Source organism: Desmospora profundinema (assembly GCF_031454155.1).
GTDB lineage: Bacteria > Bacillota > Bacilli > Thermoactinomycetales > DSM-45169 > Desmospora > Desmospora profundinema.
On the sequence record NZ_JAVDQG010000004.1, the window covers coordinates 243099 to 258893 of the forward strand.

Below are 15795 nucleotides of genomic sequence, written 5' to 3' on the forward strand. Positions count from 1 at the left end.
GGAGGGGGAGGCATTGACGGAGCAAACGATACGAAACCCGATTCAGGTCGGGGTTTGCGGCTGGGGGGACCACGGCTTGTACCCCGCGGGCACCCCGTCCCGGGAGAAGTTGGCCGTTTACGCGGGTCATTTTCCCGTGGTGGAGGTGGACAGCAGCTACCATGCGATCCAACCCCCGGAACGAATGGCCCGCTGGGCGGAGGAGACCCCGGATGACTTTCGATTTGTGATCAAGGCTTACCGCGAGATGACCGGTCACGGCCGGAAAGCGGGCGCGCCGGAACGGTCAGCCAAACAGATCTTCCGCGATTTTTCCGACTCCGTGGCACCGATGGCGGAAGCCGGCAAGCTGGCGATGGTGTTGTTTCAGTTTCCACCCTGGTACGATTGTAATAAGAAGCATGTCCAATACATCCGTCGCTGCCGCCAGGCCTATCCGGATTGGACCTTGGCGGTGGAGTTTCGCCATCAATCCTGGTTCCGGCCGGAATACCGGGAACAGACTCTCCGTTTCCTGGAAGGAGAAAAACTGGTGCATGTGGTTTGCGATGAACCCCAGGCGGGAGAGGGTTCCGTACCGATTGTGGCGGCTGTCACCCATCCCGATCATGTACTGGTCCGTTTCCATGGGCGCAACCGTTCCGGCTGGAATGCATCGGGCCGTTCCAATGAGGAGTGGCGCCGGGTTCGCTATGCGTATCGCTATTCCCGCCAGGAGCTTGCCGAGTGGGTTCCCCGCATCCAGGCGATGAAGCGGGAAACCCGACAAGTCACCCTGCTATTCAACAACAACTCGGAGGGGGATGCGGTGGGAAATGCCCGCATGATGATGGACCTTCTGGGAGTGACGATGGAAGGGCTGGCTCCACGGCAACTGGGGATATTTTGAAATGAAGAAACGGCCTGAGGCGGGGTGGCGGCTCTTCTTTCCTACAAGATGCCATTGACGGAAACCCTCATGTTGCTTGCTTGATTTAGGGCGTGTCTGATAAATATGTAGGGCGAGACCCGGGTCGGTATGGCTGTCTCCGTTTCGTTGCAAAAAGCGCAAAGGCTCTCCGCCAGCCATACCGACCCTCTTTCGTTCTCACGGAAAATTGAATTACCAGACAGGCCCTAGTGCAAGGAGTGTATGTGTGTTACATCATCTAGTGCCCCATCTACCAATATTGATCGTGTTTATGTGGAGGGAGGCTTGGTTTTTCGGCGGAGTCGACTCTGCCACGCATGGAGCGAAGACGGAAAACCAAGCCGACCGACTTGTCCGCGTAAAGGCCATGAAAAACAGATCGAAGTTACCTGAAGGGGCACTAGTCATGAAAAAAGTGACCCGCCTAGGCCTCGCAAACCGTGGGCGGGTCACTCGATGTGATACGTAACGCAGGTCGCGGCCTTCGCTGATGAAGGTCGCACCACTGGGGTGTTGTGTTCCTCACCCTTATGATCATATGCCGTGAATGGGAAAATCCAAACCCCATCAAACACCCCTCTCAGCGACAGTCGATCCGCCGAGAGGGTGTTTGATGGGGTGAAACTACGGGTGAGAGAGAAAGTGATTTTTTCGTGTCAGCGAGATGCAGGGGTGATGGTTTCGTTCCACTGCTCTCGTAACCGATGTGCCACCTGAATCATCCGAACCAGGGATTCCACCGTCTCTTTCTCGTTGCGCGTCTTTAACCCGCAGTCGGGATTGATCCAAAACAGGGAGGGAGGCAGCACGCGCAAGGCGCGTTCAATTGTCCGGGCCATCTCCTCTTCTTCCGGGATCCGCGGGCTGTGGATATCATAGATGCCGAGTCCGATTCCTTGGGTATACGTTTTTTCTTCAAACGAACGGACCAGTTCACCGTGGCTGCGCGAGGATTCGATCGAAATCACATCTGCATCCAACGCCTGGATGGCCTCGATGATATCGTGAAACTCGCTGTAACACATATGGGTATGGATCTGTGTGTCGGGTTGGACCGAAGAGGTGGCCAGCCGGAAGGATTGAACCGCTTGTTCCAGATACGCTTTCCAGTCGATTTGTTTCAGTGGTAACCCTTCCCGCAAAGCGGGTTCGTCCACTTGGATGATTCCGATTCCCTCTTTTTCCAACGCTTCTACTTCTTTTCTTAATGCGTAACCGATTTGCAGGGAAATCTCGCTTACCGGCAGATCGTCGCGCACGAAGGACCAGCGGATCATGGTGGTGGGACCGGTCAGCATCCCTTTTACCTTTTTATCCGTCAAAGATTGGGCGTACACACTCTCTTTGACGGTCATCGGGGAGAGGAAAGCCACATCCCCATGGATGATCGGCGGCTTTACACAACGGGAACCGTAGGACTGTACCCAACCGTTTGCCGTTTTTGAATAGCCGTCCAGTTTATCGCTGAAGTATTCCACCATGTCCGTTCGTTCAAATTCCCCGTGCACCAACACATCCAGCCCGATTTCTTCCTGAATGCCGATCCAGCGGGCCGTTTCATCCCGCAAAAACGATTCATACTGTTCCTCGCTCCATTCCCCTGCCCGCCACTTTCTCCGGGCTCTTCTAACATCCGCACTTTGCGGGAAGCTGCCGATGGTGGTGGTGGGAAACAGGGGAAGAGGATGGGACTCGGCTTGGAGCTGTTTTCGTTCCGAGAAGGGATGACTGCGCTGGAAATCCTCGGATGAAAGATTGGCCAGGGTTTCACGGAGACCGGACACATGGCGGAAGGAAGCGTTCCGGAATCGTTTGATAGCGTCCGTGTTTTCCTGAAGCGAATCGGAGATGCTTGTTTTGCCGTGCTTGAATCCTTTTGCCAGGACGGCCAGCTCATCCAGCTTTTCATTGGCAAAGGCGATCGCCCCGGCCAACTCCGGACGCAGTCCCGTCTCTTGTGCCGCTTCCACCGGTACATGCAACAGGCTGCAAGAGGGTTGCAACCACCACTCAGCGGGTTTCACCCGGGACTGGATCTGTTCCAGCAGCTTGAGCTGCTCGGCCAAAGGAGTTTTCCAGATGTTTCTCCCATCGATGATGCCGAGGGCCAATGTCTTATCCGCAGGGAATCCATGTGCTTGGAGGGAGTCCAGGTTTCCTTTTTTTCCATGGACCAAATCCAGGCCGATTCCGTGGACGGGCAGACGGATTAAGCTGGGATAAGCGGTGGCGGAATCAAAATAGGTTTGCAGGAGAAGACGAAGCCGAGGGGCAGCTGTCGTCAACCGGCTGTATGCGCGGTCGATCCAGGACCACTCTTTTGGATTCACATCTGTCACCAACGACGGTTCATCCATCTGCACCCATTCGGCACCGGCTGTCTCCAGCTCCTTCAGCACCTGTTCATATAGGGGAACCAGGGTTTCCAACAGCAGGTCGGCAAATTGATTCGAGTCATATCCTTTGGATAATTTTAAGAGGGTGAAGGGGCCGAGCAGAACGGGTTTTCCCTTGATTCCCCACTGTTTGGCTTCTTCGAACGCTTTCAGCGGTTTGTTTTCCGTTAAGAGAGGAGTGATTTCCGGCTCAAACTCCGGCACGATATAATGATAATTGGTGTTGAACCACTTGGTCATTTCGCATGCGACGGCTCCTTGATTTCCCCTGGCCATCGCAAAATACGTATCCAGCGAAACGGGTCCTCCCGTATGTGCAAACCGTTTGGGAATGAGGCCGAACATGGCGGCGGTATCCAACACGTGATCGTAGAAGGTGAAGTCGCCCACCGGGACCCAGTCGACCCCTTTTTCTTGTTGTGTCTTTAGGTATTGGCGGCGGAGTTTTTTCATCTGTTCCTTTAATTGGGTTTCGTCGATTTTACCTGCCCAGTAAGACTCCAGATGCTTCTTCCATTCCCGGTTGGAACCGATCCGGGGATATCCCAGATTGCCGGTGCGTATTGCTGTCACGATGCATCTCTCCTCTTCTTTGTTCATATAAAAAGCCACCCCCAAGGTTATCCATCGATGGAGGTGGCTGGATCACGCGGCTACTACAAAATTCCCCATCGGCGCTCATCCATCCCGGACGGGGCCGTGGGTCCCGGTTATCCAAACACCTCCCTATCGACCGTAGGGAACCATGGTGTTGTCGGAACAGGCAGGTCTCCTGGCTTCAGAATCCTCACCCGACGGGATGCCTTCCCCATTTCCTTCCAAAATGAGTGGCGTTTTAAGTCCGCGGGCTCCTCTGTTACAGTGGCGGGACCGCATCGGAGTTTCACCGACTTCCCTTTTAAACTTTGGAGGGCTCCAAAGTACCTGCTCCCACTGTGTTCGATTATTGGAAAAACCGTATCACAGGGATAGGGATTGGTCAACCTATTTTCGCCGTCTTCCCCAATCATTCCAGAGTCGGCAAAAAACCGCCCTTCTTTTCGGGGGCGCGGTCTGCTACGATAATTGGGAAAGCGAAAGGTAGGAAAGACGGTGAGCGGGATCTCCCAATCATAGCCACGCTCCCGCAGGAGGGAACATGTTGTTGGAATGGATCATACTGATCCTGATCGGGTTGGTTGCCGGAACCGTCGGCAGCTTGGTCGGGTTGGGGGGCGGGATCATCACCGTACCCGCGTTGCTGTTGGTGGCGTCCCTATTTCCGGGTTACAGCCATATCACGCCTCCGGTCGCCGTCGGGACATCGTTGGTATTGGTAATTATCACGGCGCTGGCATCCACGATTTCGTATACGAAAAAAAAGCGGATCGACTATTCCAGTGCGTGGTCGTTCTTTCTGGCCAGTGGTCCGGGAGCCATCGTGGGCGCTTATTTAATCAGTTATTTTCAACCCCGGCCATTCTATATTGCTTTCGGGCTTGTTATGATCTTGGTTGCGACTGTGATGCAGTTTCGGGAACACCTGAAACCGAAGTCCGTAAAGTGGGATGTGAAGCGGGAATTTACCGATCCAAAGGGGAATAGTTACCGATACGGATACCATCGTCCCACGGCTTGGATCGGCTCCTTCGTAATCGGAGCTTTATCGGGTTTGTTCGGGATCGGGGGCGGTTCGCTGCTGGTGCCGATGATGGTGCTCCTGTTTCAGTTTCCGGCCCATGTGGCCACCGCCACGTCCATGTTCGTCATCTTTCTGTCATCCATTCTTGGCTCCGCCACCCATTTGATTCAAGGAAACATCGATTGGATGGCGGTTTTATTGATTGCCCCCGGCGCATGGTTTGGCGGGCAGCTGGGTGCATGGATCTCCGAGCGGATGAGCAGTCATGCACTCTTAATTGGTCTTCGGATCGCCATCTTGGTAGTAGCCGTTCGCATGATTCTGGAAGGAGTCGGATAAGGGTATCCGATCATTTTGTACAAGCTCTCGCCTCGATCACGTTTATTGCAGCCGGCCACAACCCGCAGGCTTATGGATAGGGACTGTTTATCGGAACCAACCAAGAATAGCCCTTTTATAGAGCGATAATGGAGAGAGGGCTTCACCTGAAGGGAAGATGTCCTTCCAGGATGACCATTTAAAGGGGCTTTGCCCGAAGGGAGGATGCTGGTGAGTCGAACGACCCGCCTTCATATCATACATACCAACGATATCCACAGTCACTTTGAGGCGATGCCCCGGATTCACCGGTTGGTGACCCAACTGCGGCGGAAATGCCGGGATCGAGGAGAGGCCTGTTGGCTTCTGGATATCGGTGATCATATGGATCGGTTTTCAGTGGAAACGGAAGGAACCGGCGGGTTGGCCAACCGACACGTGTTGGAGGCAGCCGCGTATGATTTCATGACGTTGGGAAATAACGAATTGCTTACCTTTTCCAAGGAGGAGCTGAACCGGCTGTTTGGGGATGCCCCATTTCAAGTCTTGGCCGCCAATGTTGCCGATATTGCTGAAAGTCAGCCCGATTGGATCCAACCATGGGCGGTTCGGGAGTGGGACGGTTTTCGCGTCGCCTTTACAGGGGTTACGATCTCTTTTGCTGAATTCTACCGGCTGTTGGGATGGGAGGTGGAAGATCCGATCCGTGTATTGGCGAAGCAGGTGCCCCGCTTGCGCCGGGAAGCAGATGCGGTCGTGGTGCTTTCCCATCTGGGATTGGGAAACGATCGAAGCTTGGCCCAGGCGGTGCCGGGAATCGATGTGATCATGGGGGCTCACACCCATCACCTGTTGGAGAAACCGGAACGGGTGGGAGACACCTGGATCGCTGCAGCCGGAAAGTTTGGAGGGCATGTGGGGCATCTCACATTGGAATGGGTACCGGCATCCCGTCGGTTGGCAGTATCGGGCCGGGTTTTTCCGGTGTCGGACGTCCCGCCTGATCCAACCGTTTCCCAGCGGATCGAAGAAGACCGGATAAAGGCGGAGCGGGCTTTATCCCATCCCATCATCCACCTGGATCACGATTTGGTGATTGATTGGTATACGGAATCGCCGTTGGGAAATTTGTTGGCCGACGGGTTGCTGGATTGGGTGGAAGCGGAATGTGCGCTGGTCAACGCCGGACAGCTGCTGGGAAGTTTGGAGGCGGGACCCGTCACACGCGGCCGCATCCATCAAATCTGCCCCCATCCCATCAATCCGTGTGGAATGGACCTACCGGGTGCGATTATCCAAAAAACCTTGGAAGAGTCTCTCCTCCAGGGGGTACAACAAAAAGAAATCCGCGGCTTCGGGTTTCGGGGCCGACGCTTGGGAATGATGAACGTGGCCGGAATCGAGGTAGTCCATGATCCGGACGCCAGCTCAACCCCACGCATCCGGGAGATCCGAATCGCGGGTGAACCGCTGCAGCCGGACCGGTTGTACCGGGTGGCCACCATCGATATGTTTACCTTTGGGATCGGATATGAAGAGATCCAGAAAGGGACGGGCCTCCGCTTTTATCTGCCTGAGCTTTTACGGGATGTGATCGCCCATCATCTCACCGTTCCGGGGGCACCTGCACGGGCGCAAAAGCCGCGCTGGCACCAGGTGTGAGAAGGAAGGTTTGTTTCTTCGGAGGAGTCGACTCTGCCACGCGTAGCGAGACCTGGTGAGTGCATGGAGCGGAGATGAAAAACCAAGCCGACTGATTTGCTTAGGGTAAAGCGTTATGGTTATCGGTCGGTTCGGACCCCGGGAATTTGATTGCGAACCCGCCGCAGGAGATAGAGAAAGGGAAGCCCCAATCCATAACAGACGATTGTCTGTCCCAGCCCCACATACAGCATGGCGGCGGGTACAGCAATGGGCAGTCCGCTGACGGTTCCCAGTAAAATCCCGATGATGACGGCATTGACCAGTACCGGCGGGAGGGGGGCCAGCCAAGGCTTGGGCATCCGGTATGTGAGCCAAGCGGCGATCAGGGAGGCCAAACTCCCGAAAATCACGTCATAAAAGCCCACGGGGCTGAATAAATTGGCCGCTGCCGCTCCGATAAACAGGCCGGGGATCGCCAGCGGCGTCAGATACGGCAAAACGGTCAAACTCTCTGCAATACGAAACTGGACAGGCCCATAAGACAGTGGGGCAAATGCCAGCGTGACAACGGCATAAACCGCCGCAATCATGGCCACAGTCGTCAGATAGCGGGCGGACATGGATGGATGCACTCCTTTCGCGATGGCGTTAGTATATCCGTTGGATCGATTTCGGTTTCATCGGACACGTTATAGACAATTGAAGTGGCCTGGACGTCTATAAGGTCAAACAGGAAGCAAGGATAGAGGAGGAGCAAGGGACATGCGTTTTGTTGACGACATCTATTCATTATACCGGGAACAACTGGAGGACGACGAAGAGAATGCGATTTCCGTCGTGCTCAACATCCTGGAGGACCAAACCCGTCAGGATATGATGACCTTGATTGAAGGGATGGAAGACGAGGAGGTCATCCAGATGGTGGGGGTGTATCTGGTCGAGATGCTGAAAATGAAAATGGCCCAGGATGATAACATGGATGAAGAGTCTTTTATCCACCGTCCCCGCTATCATTGAATCTTTTGTAAAGATGGTTTTCATCCCTTTTCACTTCCCGTCCCCCTGTTCTACAATAAGAGAGTCTGCCAAGATTGAGAGAGAGGATGGGCAAAAACATGGGAGCATGGGTGGAAGCCATTTTGTTGGGTTTGGTGCAAGGGTTGACCGAGTTTTTGCCGATCAGCAGCTCGGCACACCTTGTGATTGCCGAAACGTTTTTAGGTGTGGAGGAACCAGGTCTTACGTTTGAACTGCTGCTTCATTTCGGTTCGCTGCTGGCCGTGTTCGTTTTTTATTGGAGAGACATCATTCAGATTATCCGCGCATTTTTTACTTATCCGTTTACCCGCCGCCCGGAAGATCGGACGGAGTTTAAGTTTGGTGTGTTTCTGTTAATCAGTACGTTTATTACCGGTGTGTTATATGTTCTGTTCGGAGATGTTTTGGCCATATACGCCAAATCCCTCACGGTGATCGCCGTCATGTTGTTTTTGACCGGGGTGTTCCTGTGGTTCATCGACGGAGCGGAAGGGCGAAAAAAAGAGGGAGACTTGAAAACGTCGGATTCCCTCATTATCGGTGCCGCTCAAGGGTTGGCCCTGTTACCGGGGATTTCCCGCTCCGGTGCGACGGTGGTGGCTGCCCTGATGTGCGGTTTGGACAAGAAGACAGCCTTGCGTTACTCCTTTATCCTGGCGGTGCCGATTATCGGTGGCGGCGCCATTCTGGAAGGGATGGAACTGCTTCAAACCGGTGGCGCCTACTTCGATCCGGGTCCGTATATCACTGCGATTGTGGTCTCTTTCCTGTCCGCCCTGCTGGGGATCAAGTGGTTTATGAACCTGATGGAGCGGGTCCGTCTACGCCCCTTTGCCCTCTACTGCTGGGCCGTTTCCGGGGGCTTGCTCCTGTACACCTTCTTCGGATAACCCGCACTCCTTTTCCCTTCCCGTCATAAGGTGGTATCGTACGAGACTGGGTTGGGAGGGATCGGTTTGGTTCAACTACAGCCGATGAAGGTGGAGGGTCACACCGTATTGGGGATCGAGGTAAAGCTCCCGAAGACCAATCTGTTGGTGATCACCACCGACAAGGGATACATCATGTGTGGAGCTTTAGATGTGGGCCTACTTAATGAGAAATTGGCCGATCGCCAAATCGTGGCCGGCCGGGCCGTCGGGGTTCGGACATTGTCCGATCTGTTGGAGGCCCCGCTGGAGATGGTGACCCTGGAAGGGGAAGCGATGGGCATCAAAGCCGGCATGCGCGGACGGGATGCCTTGTTGAAGATGTTGTGAGGGGATGCGCCCTGGCCGATCTGGCCGGGGCTTTTTGTATTCTGGGAGGGGGACTGAGGTCATGTCACCCGTGACGGGGTAGCATTAAATGATCGACTCCGGTATATCAAAAGAATCGCCGCCTAAGGGGCGGCTTTCTCACGGGTTCTTATGAAGCAATCAGTCTTTGCGTTTTTCTCTAGCGATATCCGGTCCTTTACCCTTTCCCTTTTCCCCCGGTTTTGAAGGCTCCGGGTCGGATGAGGAGGACGTGTTTTTCTCTTTGTCGCTGGAAGCGGTGTTGGGATTGGATGGGGATCCGGATGGAGGAGCGGGATCGGATGATTGTTCCTGCCCCTCGGATTCCGTTTGGGAAACGACGTCTTCGTCATCCTTTTGATCGGTTGGTTCTTCATCATCGAAGAAAGCGGGTGATTCGTCGTTATCCTCTGCAGGGGGATTCCAATCGGCAGAGGAGGGGCTTTCCTGGTCACGGGATGTTGGAGTGTTGTCGGTCAGAAATACGCTGACGGATATCCAACTAATCAGTGCAACGATAGAAAAAATACCGAGACCCCCGTATACCTTTCTCTTCTGTTGGTGGCGAATTTCCTCAAGCGTTTGTTTGCGACTCAGTCCGTCTTCCACGGAGCGCCCCCTTTCTGTCACAGGTGCATCCGGGTTGGCCCGGGTCGAAGAATGGATAAACAGGACTTCATACGGCTAAGTATATCAGGAAAAAACGCTTTCAAACATAAGCATATCGCGAGGTTAGAACGGGGTCAAACCGAGGAGTCGCGATTCAGTGTGAGGACGTTTTGTGAGTGAAGTAACCGATGACGAGAATGGTTCCAACGTCGATTCAAAACAAAAAACAGGGCATCACCCCGTTTTTTAAGACCATCATAATCGTTCCTAATTATTGTAATCGGAAACAGAGGGTTCAAGTGGACTACTTTTTATCGACAACTTGTGTAAATACCTTTACCGTTCTATGGGTGACAAAAGCAATAAAAAACGTAGCGACAAAAACGATGACCATCAGCAATAAGTAACTTGAATTGATGAAGAAGGAAAAAGAAGTTTCTTTTATATTCAAAACAATGGTGTTAAACAATAACTCCTTTTTTCCTGAGCCGACATCCTCGGAGAAGAGGTGGTAGAACAGGGCACCGACAGAGACAAAAGGAAGAACGATAAAACTGAATATGCAAGACAATATCAGCGATTTTTTAGCGGATTTTGCCATGAGATCACACTCCCATATTTAATGAATGAAGGTAATTCAATTTAAAACGACTTAACAATAGACAATCAACCATTATGCTGAAATCCCTTTGTGCATTCGCAAATAAAAAAGCTGTTTCATTTACGACCGAGGATCAAATGTAAGATAAATAAATTTCCAGTTAAATTATTTAGGGATACTCTAATATTTAAAGTAATTACTGTCAATGAATTTGTGTTATAAAAAATTAGACACTGATCGATGTTTTTTAATACGGGGAAGGCATATTTTTTTACGTACTTTTGACTAATTCTGATATTCATTATGAAAAACGAAATGGAAAGAATATTAATTGCTTGATGTTTGAACAAAGGAAAAACGCCCACAGGCGTCAGGTGTTAACTGGGTCACATACGATATCTTTGAATCGACGAAATAACTTAAGCATGAAGTAGCGGCAGAAAGAGAAGCTATTACAGTAAAAGCTTGCAAGGTGGAAATAAAAGCTTCTTATTCTACTTCATCGAATCGTATATGATTAACAAATTCCTTCTCATCTAGTTTTTCTCCACATTGAGCAAGGCGGAACAAAATTTTATATTCTTTTTTTCTAAGACCGTGCTTTTTGGTAAAAACATAAGCCTTTTTGTATTGTTCAGTTGCTGACCGTATACCCTCTATTCTCCTTAAGCAATCTCCCATTGCTATGTGAGCTTGAATCAATCTCGGTGCATCGTCTGCTTCTGTCGCGTTCTGAATGGCGTTTTGAATGGTTTCTTTTGCTTCATCCCATCTTTCTTGATGCATGAACAGTTTTCCCAACCACACGTACGTTCTTGTTCTTACCCTTGGGTTGGTAACCAGATGTTCCGCATCCAGCGCAGAATAAAAACAGGCTTCCGCTTTATCCCACTGCCCTTTTACCGTATAGATCATCCCCAGCATGGACCAAAGCTCAAACACCCGATCATAGCTTTTATTACGAATGGCCAACTCTAACCCCTGTTCCGCAAACGCAATCGCTGAGTCATTCATGTTGGACCGACGTAAAAATTCCGCACGTATCCAGTACATAGTCAGGAGAATATTAAGGTCTTTGATTTCCTCCACGATGTCCCAAACTTCTTGGACACGATTTAATCCCTCGCCGATTCGACCCAACCTTTCCAAAAAAATTAGCTGATTGATGATCAACGATTGTTTGATGTACTCCCTTTGTCCACCTTCAATAAAAGCATCCAATCCGCTCTCCGTAAACTCCAACGCCTTTTGGATGTCGTTTTGTTGAAAACAACACATCCCAATCTCCAGAAAGCTGGCGGCTTCAATGTTGTCGCGTTTATCGTACCCTTTTTGATTACAGAGATTGATGGCGGTATACAGCGCTCTTTCTGCTTTAACAAATTTCCGGAGCAGAAGCAATGATTTTCCCTTTACGAAATAACCTAAGGGCGCCAAGGGGTGATTGTCGGATAATTGCAAATCAGCCACCAGTTTGATGGCCTCGTCATACTTTCCCAATCGCCAGACATATTCCGCACGGTTTAGCTGGAACTCGATCTCTTTTAACTCTTGTTGATCATCCAACAGGATTCCCGGAAGGTTTTTGATTTCGAGGCTCAATTTTTTTAACAGATAACGGACTTTGTCAAATTTGACATGGGAAACACCCCGTTCGATATTGCTGATGGTTGCTACAGAGATGTTCTCATCTGCCAGATCCTCTAGTCTTAAATTTCGCTCTTTTCTTACCTTACGAATGGCTGATCCAATGTCATGAGTTCCCACTGTATCCACTACATAGCCCCCTTGTATAAATTAGTGATCCCAAAACATTCTACTATAAAATCCTGTTATTGGGAATAGAGATTCGGTATATTTCATTACTGATTTCAAACTTATTATCCTTATAGCCTGGATTTAAATCTTTATCAGACTAAAATCAGAAAATGATTATCATTATTAAAAAAACAGTGTACTGATAAAGGTCAACACGTTCAAATCCGAACCGTAAAGCCACAATCCTAGCCTCGTTCATTGAACCCATAGGGAAACTCCAGTATACTTAAAACCGTTACAGCTCCGATTGTTCTGGGTGGCAGCCCGATGGGGGTTGTGCTGAACCTCGGGAGCATGGTGCGGAAATCGATCTATCTGTCATTCTCATTTTTCGTCAATCATAGGGAGGGGCGGCGTGTGGCAACGAAACGAAAACAGCCATACCGCTCCGGAATCTCACTTTACGGAATGGTTCAGACATATCCTAAAAGAAGAGAACGGGAGGAGAACAGCGCCGATGTCAGCGTGGTATGGACCCAGAGGAAGTGAAGCCCTGGCGGTTTCGCCCCGTTCATTGCAGTTGGTGGAATGTTATTTGGACGAAGTGGTAGGATCGAAACAGGCGACCAAAGCGGAGATCAAGTTGATGGGATACCTCGTTCGCCGATATCTGGGTTTGGGAGAGACTAAAAAGCAGCCCGGCCGGATTGCGGTGAAGGACTGGACCACGGAAGCGGGCCTGTCCCAATCGGAAGTGGACAAGGCCTTGGATAAATGTGTGGCACGGGGATGGATCGTCGTGGATGAAGGGACGCGTCCGGTATCCATCCGGGTGACGCTGCATTCGCAGCAGGATTGATTTCCGGGGTGGTCTGCGACAGCCGTTTGACCGGAAGGTCGGCGGCTGTTTTGTTGGATACGAAAAGATGGGGGGATACCGAATGAATCGGGTGATCGTCCGTCGGCTGGGAATGGATGATGTGGAAGCTCAGTGGAGGCTTCGCTTGGAAAACCGCGACTTTTTACGACCGTATGATCCCGCTCGGGAAGAGGATTTTTTCAGCCGACGGAGGCAGGAGCAGTTGATTCGGGATTCCTTGCGTGATTGGAGGCAGGGCCGCTCCTACGGGTTCGGCGTGTTCCTCCCGGAAAACGGCCGCTTGATCGGTCGCGTCAACCTGTCCAATGTGGTGCGGGGAGCCTGGCACAACGCCACCATCGGTTATTTTCTCGACCAACGTTATACCGGGAAAGGTCTGATGCGCGACGCGGTGCGGCAGGTGCTGGATTTTGCTTTCACCGAGGCGGGCCTGCATCGTGTCGAAGCAGGTGCCATGCCTTCCAACCGTTCCTCCATCCGCCTCTTGCAGGCAATCGGGTTCCGCCGGATCGGCCTTTCTCCCCGTCATCTCAAGGTTAATGGCAGGTGGGAAGACCATGAACTCTATGCGCTGACGGTGGAGGATTGGGAAGGGAAACGGGAATGGGTCGAGGACAAAAAAGAGTGGTCTCAATTGGGATGACTATCCGATCGACGAGTGAGCCAAAGCCCCGTTCGCATATACGTGAACGGGGCTTTTCGGCTATGGCTGAAGTCCCCGTTTCTTCATCAGAGCCGCGATGTCGTCCGGCAGCGGCGAAGTGAATTTCATCGTTTCACCGGTAAGCGGGTGATGGAAATGGAGCTCCCGGGCGTGCAGCGCCTGGCGCCGCAGGTGACGGGTGGGTCCTCCGTACAGTTTGTCCCCGATCAAGGGGTGGCCTAGGTGGGCTAAATGGACGCGAATCTGATGCGTCCTTCCGGTGACAAGCTCCAACTGAAGCAGGGTCGCTTCCTCCGACTGATCCAGCACCCGGTAGTGGGTGACGGCATGCTCTCCGCCGGAGTCCACCCGTCGTCGCAGTGGGTGACCGGGTTCCGGGGCGATGGGGGCGTCGATGGTGCCTTCCGCTTGATGGCGTGCCATCGAACCGCGGCATATGGCCCAGTAGATCCGCCGGATTCGTTTTTCCCGCAATTCCCGATCCATCAGTTGGTGAGCGTATGAATATTTGGCCACCAGTAACAGTCCCGACGTATGTCGGTCCAGCCGATGTACGGGACGGGCTTTTCCTTCCATGCCATGGGTCGTTTTCCAATGATGCAGGAGGCCGTGGACCAGTGTTCCCCCTTCATCGGGCCGGGTGGGGTGAACCTTTACTCCCGGGGGTTTGTCTACAACCATCCAATCGGCGTCTTCATACACCACGCCGAAAGGAACCGGCTCCGCTCTCAGGTCGGCCTTCTCCCGGGGGCGCACGGCCACCTGCAGCCGATCTCCGGTTTTTAACACACGATTGAGCCACGGCATACTTCCATTCAGGCGAATGCCGCGGGACCGGGTCAACCGGTTGATCATCCGGTTGGAGAGGAGAAGGGGGCCTTTTAACACTTCGGACACGGTCCGCCGGTCCCATTCCGGGGGGACGGTGTATGTCATCCATTTGTTGTATTTCAAGAGAATTGCCGACAGGAGACTCGCCCATTTATTGGCGTAGAGGAAAGTCGGCGTTGCTCGGTATCCCCCATGTGGGGATACTTAGAGCAATTTCCTCCTGTCGTCCTCCTTTCTAAAGTAGGATTCTTAGCAAATTTGTCGAATAAAATAAACATAGCCGAAACCCGAATGGAACGGATCGTGAACAAAGAGAAAACCGTTGGGCACCCATGGTGCCATAAGGCACTCTTGCCGAATCACCAAGCGATCCATACACCCTGGGGAAGTAGGAATCTACCTACACATCTGGGAATGGGAGTACCGTTGTGCAGGAACTCGGTCAGCATGCCTGATCGAGTACGGGTAGCTGTCAACCTGCCCTGATGTAACATCCATTCAAGGTCAGAGTCGAAAGACGCTCGCATGACTGGATTGTTACAAGCTCACCATTTCTAATGGTGAGTCGTTGACATCAGACCACCTGATCCAATGAGTTAGCCCTATTGTAGAGGAAAACGGAGGAAGTTGCGAGAGCGAAGTCCGGATGCAGCCGGAGTTATATCGGTATCGGATCCGGCACGGGCAGGATGGGGTGAACGAAGAATCCGCATGATGAAGCTGATCGGTTTCTGTGATGGACTTGTCGGGAATCTCCAGCCACTCGAAAGAGAGTGGTTTTTTTGTGCTTTTCTGTATCAAGGAGGCTGGAGAATATCTGGAAAAGTTTACTTCTCCCCTCTTCATACTGAAAGAAACGAGTTCCAACAGTTGTTGTGGATTCCGAAGGAAACGGATCCTTAAGATAGTGAAATCCGAGGAGATTTTCCATGGTGAGACGACCATGCTGTTTCCATATGTCCAACCAAAGGAACGAGTCATAAAAAAACGCCATCGGAGCGATGGTATTCAGCGGGCTGACCATCAGTTTTTTGATGGCGGTTGATATTTCCGTGTTGGGGGCCAACATTGTGGGCCGGGCCCCTTTTCCTTTGTTGACGACTCTCGGACAAATCGACATAGGGGAATTTATCTAGAGTATAGGATGTATTGACTCTGTTCATCCTGGTCGTCGGAGGGTTGTTCAGGAAGGGCTGGTGCTGGTTCCTCGGTACATCCATTTGCCCATGCAAACGGCTTTGCCGATAT

14 protein-coding genes and 1 riboswitch are annotated in these 15795 nt (G+C 51.9%); of the genes, 8 read left to right on the plus strand and 6 right to left on the minus strand.

Translation table 11 applies throughout. From position 1 onward, the window contains the following. The first annotated feature begins 13 nt into the window (after positions 1-13). Positions 14-889: a DUF72 domain-containing protein gene (locus tag JOE21_RS10215; protein WP_309865579.1), complete on the plus strand. Its 876-nt coding sequence runs from the start codon at positions 14-16 to the stop codon at positions 887-889. 677 nt (positions 890-1566) lie between these two features. Here the strand turns inward: JOE21_RS10215 and metE are convergent. Then, positions 1567-3906, minus strand: a complete 2340-nt coding sequence (gene metE / locus JOE21_RS10220) for a 5-methyltetrahydropteroyltriglutamate--homocysteine S-methyltransferase (RefSeq protein ID WP_309865582.1) — start codon at positions 3904-3906, stop codon at positions 1567-1569. Positions 3907-4051: 145 nt separating this feature from the next. Continuing rightward, positions 4052-4249: riboswitch (cobalamin riboswitch) on the minus strand. A gap of 195 nt (positions 4250-4444) precedes the next feature. Between metE and JOE21_RS10225 the strand changes: the two genes are divergently transcribed. Together JOE21_RS10225 and JOE21_RS10230 are read left to right on the plus strand one after the other, a co-directional pair. Then, positions 4445-5266, plus strand: a complete 822-nt coding sequence (locus JOE21_RS10225; RefSeq protein WP_309865584.1) for a sulfite exporter TauE/SafE family protein — start codon at positions 4445-4447, stop codon at positions 5264-5266. Between the two features lie 210 nt (positions 5267-5476). Beyond that, on the plus strand, positions 5477-6907 hold the full coding sequence (locus JOE21_RS10230; RefSeq protein WP_309865587.1) for a bifunctional metallophosphatase/5'-nucleotidase: 1431 nt from the start codon (positions 5477-5479) through the stop codon (positions 6905-6907). A gap of 119 nt (positions 6908-7026) precedes the next feature. On the opposite strand, the gene JOE21_RS10235 is transcribed toward JOE21_RS10230, so the two are convergent. Further along, complete coding sequence (locus JOE21_RS10235) at positions 7027-7509, minus strand: QueT transporter family protein (RefSeq protein WP_309865590.1); 483 nt, start codon at positions 7507-7509, stop codon at positions 7027-7029. Between the two features lie 142 nt (positions 7510-7651). Here JOE21_RS10235 and JOE21_RS10240 point away from each other — a divergent pair, with 142 nt between their 5' ends. The 3 genes from JOE21_RS10240 to JOE21_RS10250 all read left to right on the plus strand — a co-directional run bounded on the left by JOE21_RS10240 (position 7652) and on the right by JOE21_RS10250 (position 9186). Continuing rightward, positions 7652-7906: a DUF6154 family protein gene (locus JOE21_RS10240; RefSeq protein ID WP_309865593.1), complete on the plus strand. Its 255-nt coding sequence runs from the start codon at positions 7652-7654 to the stop codon at positions 7904-7906. A 98-nt stretch (positions 7907-8004) separates the two neighbouring features. Then, positions 8005-8817, plus strand: a complete 813-nt coding sequence (locus JOE21_RS10245; RefSeq protein WP_309865597.1) for an undecaprenyl-diphosphate phosphatase — start codon at positions 8005-8007, stop codon at positions 8815-8817. A 66-nt stretch (positions 8818-8883) separates the two neighbouring features. Continuing rightward, positions 8884-9186, plus strand: a complete 303-nt coding sequence (locus JOE21_RS10250) for a YunC family protein (RefSeq protein ID WP_309865599.1) — start codon at positions 8884-8886, stop codon at positions 9184-9186. Between the two features lie 159 nt (positions 9187-9345). Here the strand turns inward: JOE21_RS10250 and JOE21_RS10255 are convergent, their stop codons facing one another. The 3 genes from JOE21_RS10255 to JOE21_RS10265 form a co-directional block, all read right to left on the minus strand. Continuing rightward, positions 9346-9813 (minus strand): hypothetical protein, encoded by a 468-nt coding sequence (locus tag JOE21_RS10255; protein ID WP_309865602.1) that lies wholly within the window; start codon positions 9811-9813, stop codon positions 9346-9348. Positions 9814-10117: 304 nt separating this feature from the next. Then, on the minus strand, positions 10118-10414 hold the full coding sequence (locus JOE21_RS10260; protein ID WP_309865604.1) for a hypothetical protein: 297 nt from the start codon (positions 10412-10414) through the stop codon (positions 10118-10120). 489 nt (positions 10415-10903) lie between these two features. Beyond that, a complete protein-coding gene (locus JOE21_RS10265) occupies positions 10904-12190 on the minus strand; it encodes a helix-turn-helix domain-containing protein (RefSeq protein ID WP_309865607.1) in 1287 nt (428 codons plus the stop codon). 499 nt (positions 12191-12689) lie between these two features. Here JOE21_RS10265 and JOE21_RS10270 point away from each other — a divergent pair, with 499 nt between their 5' ends. Both JOE21_RS10270 and JOE21_RS10275 read left to right on the plus strand, forming a co-directional pair. Further along, entirely contained in the window at positions 12690-13031 is a 342-nt protein-coding gene (locus JOE21_RS10270) for a hypothetical protein (protein ID WP_309865609.1), read from the plus strand. Positions 13032-13113: 82 nt separating this feature from the next. Then, the gene (locus JOE21_RS10275) at positions 13114-13695 is read left to right on the plus strand and encodes a GNAT family N-acetyltransferase (protein WP_309865613.1); all 582 of its coding nucleotides are present in this window, start codon (positions 13114-13116) and stop codon (positions 13693-13695) included. Between the two features lie 60 nt (positions 13696-13755). Here JOE21_RS10275 and JOE21_RS10280 read toward each other — a convergent pair whose 3' ends face one another. Then, entirely contained in the window at positions 13756-14652 is an 897-nt protein-coding gene (locus JOE21_RS10280; RefSeq protein ID WP_309865615.1) for an RluA family pseudouridine synthase, read from the minus strand. Positions 14653-15795: the final 1143 nt, after the last annotated feature.

Coding starts and splice junctions, on each gene's coding strand:
- metE (WP_309865582.1), bottom strand. CDS start 3,906: ATGAACAAAGAAGAGGAGAGATGCATCGTGACAGCAATACGCACCGGC.
- JOE21_RS10245 (WP_309865597.1), top strand. CDS start 8,005: ATGGGAGCATGGGTGGAAGCCATTTTGTTGGGTTTGGTGCAAGGGTTG.
- JOE21_RS10240 (WP_309865593.1), top strand. CDS start 7,652: ATGCGTTTTGTTGACGACATCTATTCATTATACCGGGAACAACTGGAG.
- JOE21_RS10275 (WP_309865613.1), top strand. CDS start 13,114: ATGAATCGGGTGATCGTCCGTCGGCTGGGAATGGATGATGTGGAAGCT.
- JOE21_RS10270 (WP_309865609.1), top strand. CDS start 12,690: ATGTCAGCGTGGTATGGACCCAGAGGAAGTGAAGCCCTGGCGGTTTCG.
- JOE21_RS10225 (WP_309865584.1), top strand. CDS start 4,445: ATGTTGTTGGAATGGATCATACTGATCCTGATCGGGTTGGTTGCCGGA.
- JOE21_RS10235 (WP_309865590.1), bottom strand. CDS start 7,509: ATGTCCGCCCGCTATCTGACGACTGTGGCCATGATTGCGGCGGTTTAT.
- JOE21_RS10260 (WP_309865604.1), bottom strand. CDS start 10,414: ATGGCAAAATCCGCTAAAAAATCGCTGATATTGTCTTGCATATTCAGT.
- JOE21_RS10280 (WP_309865615.1), bottom strand. CDS start 14,652: ATGACATACACCGTCCCCCCGGAATGGGACCGGCGGACCGTGTCCGAA.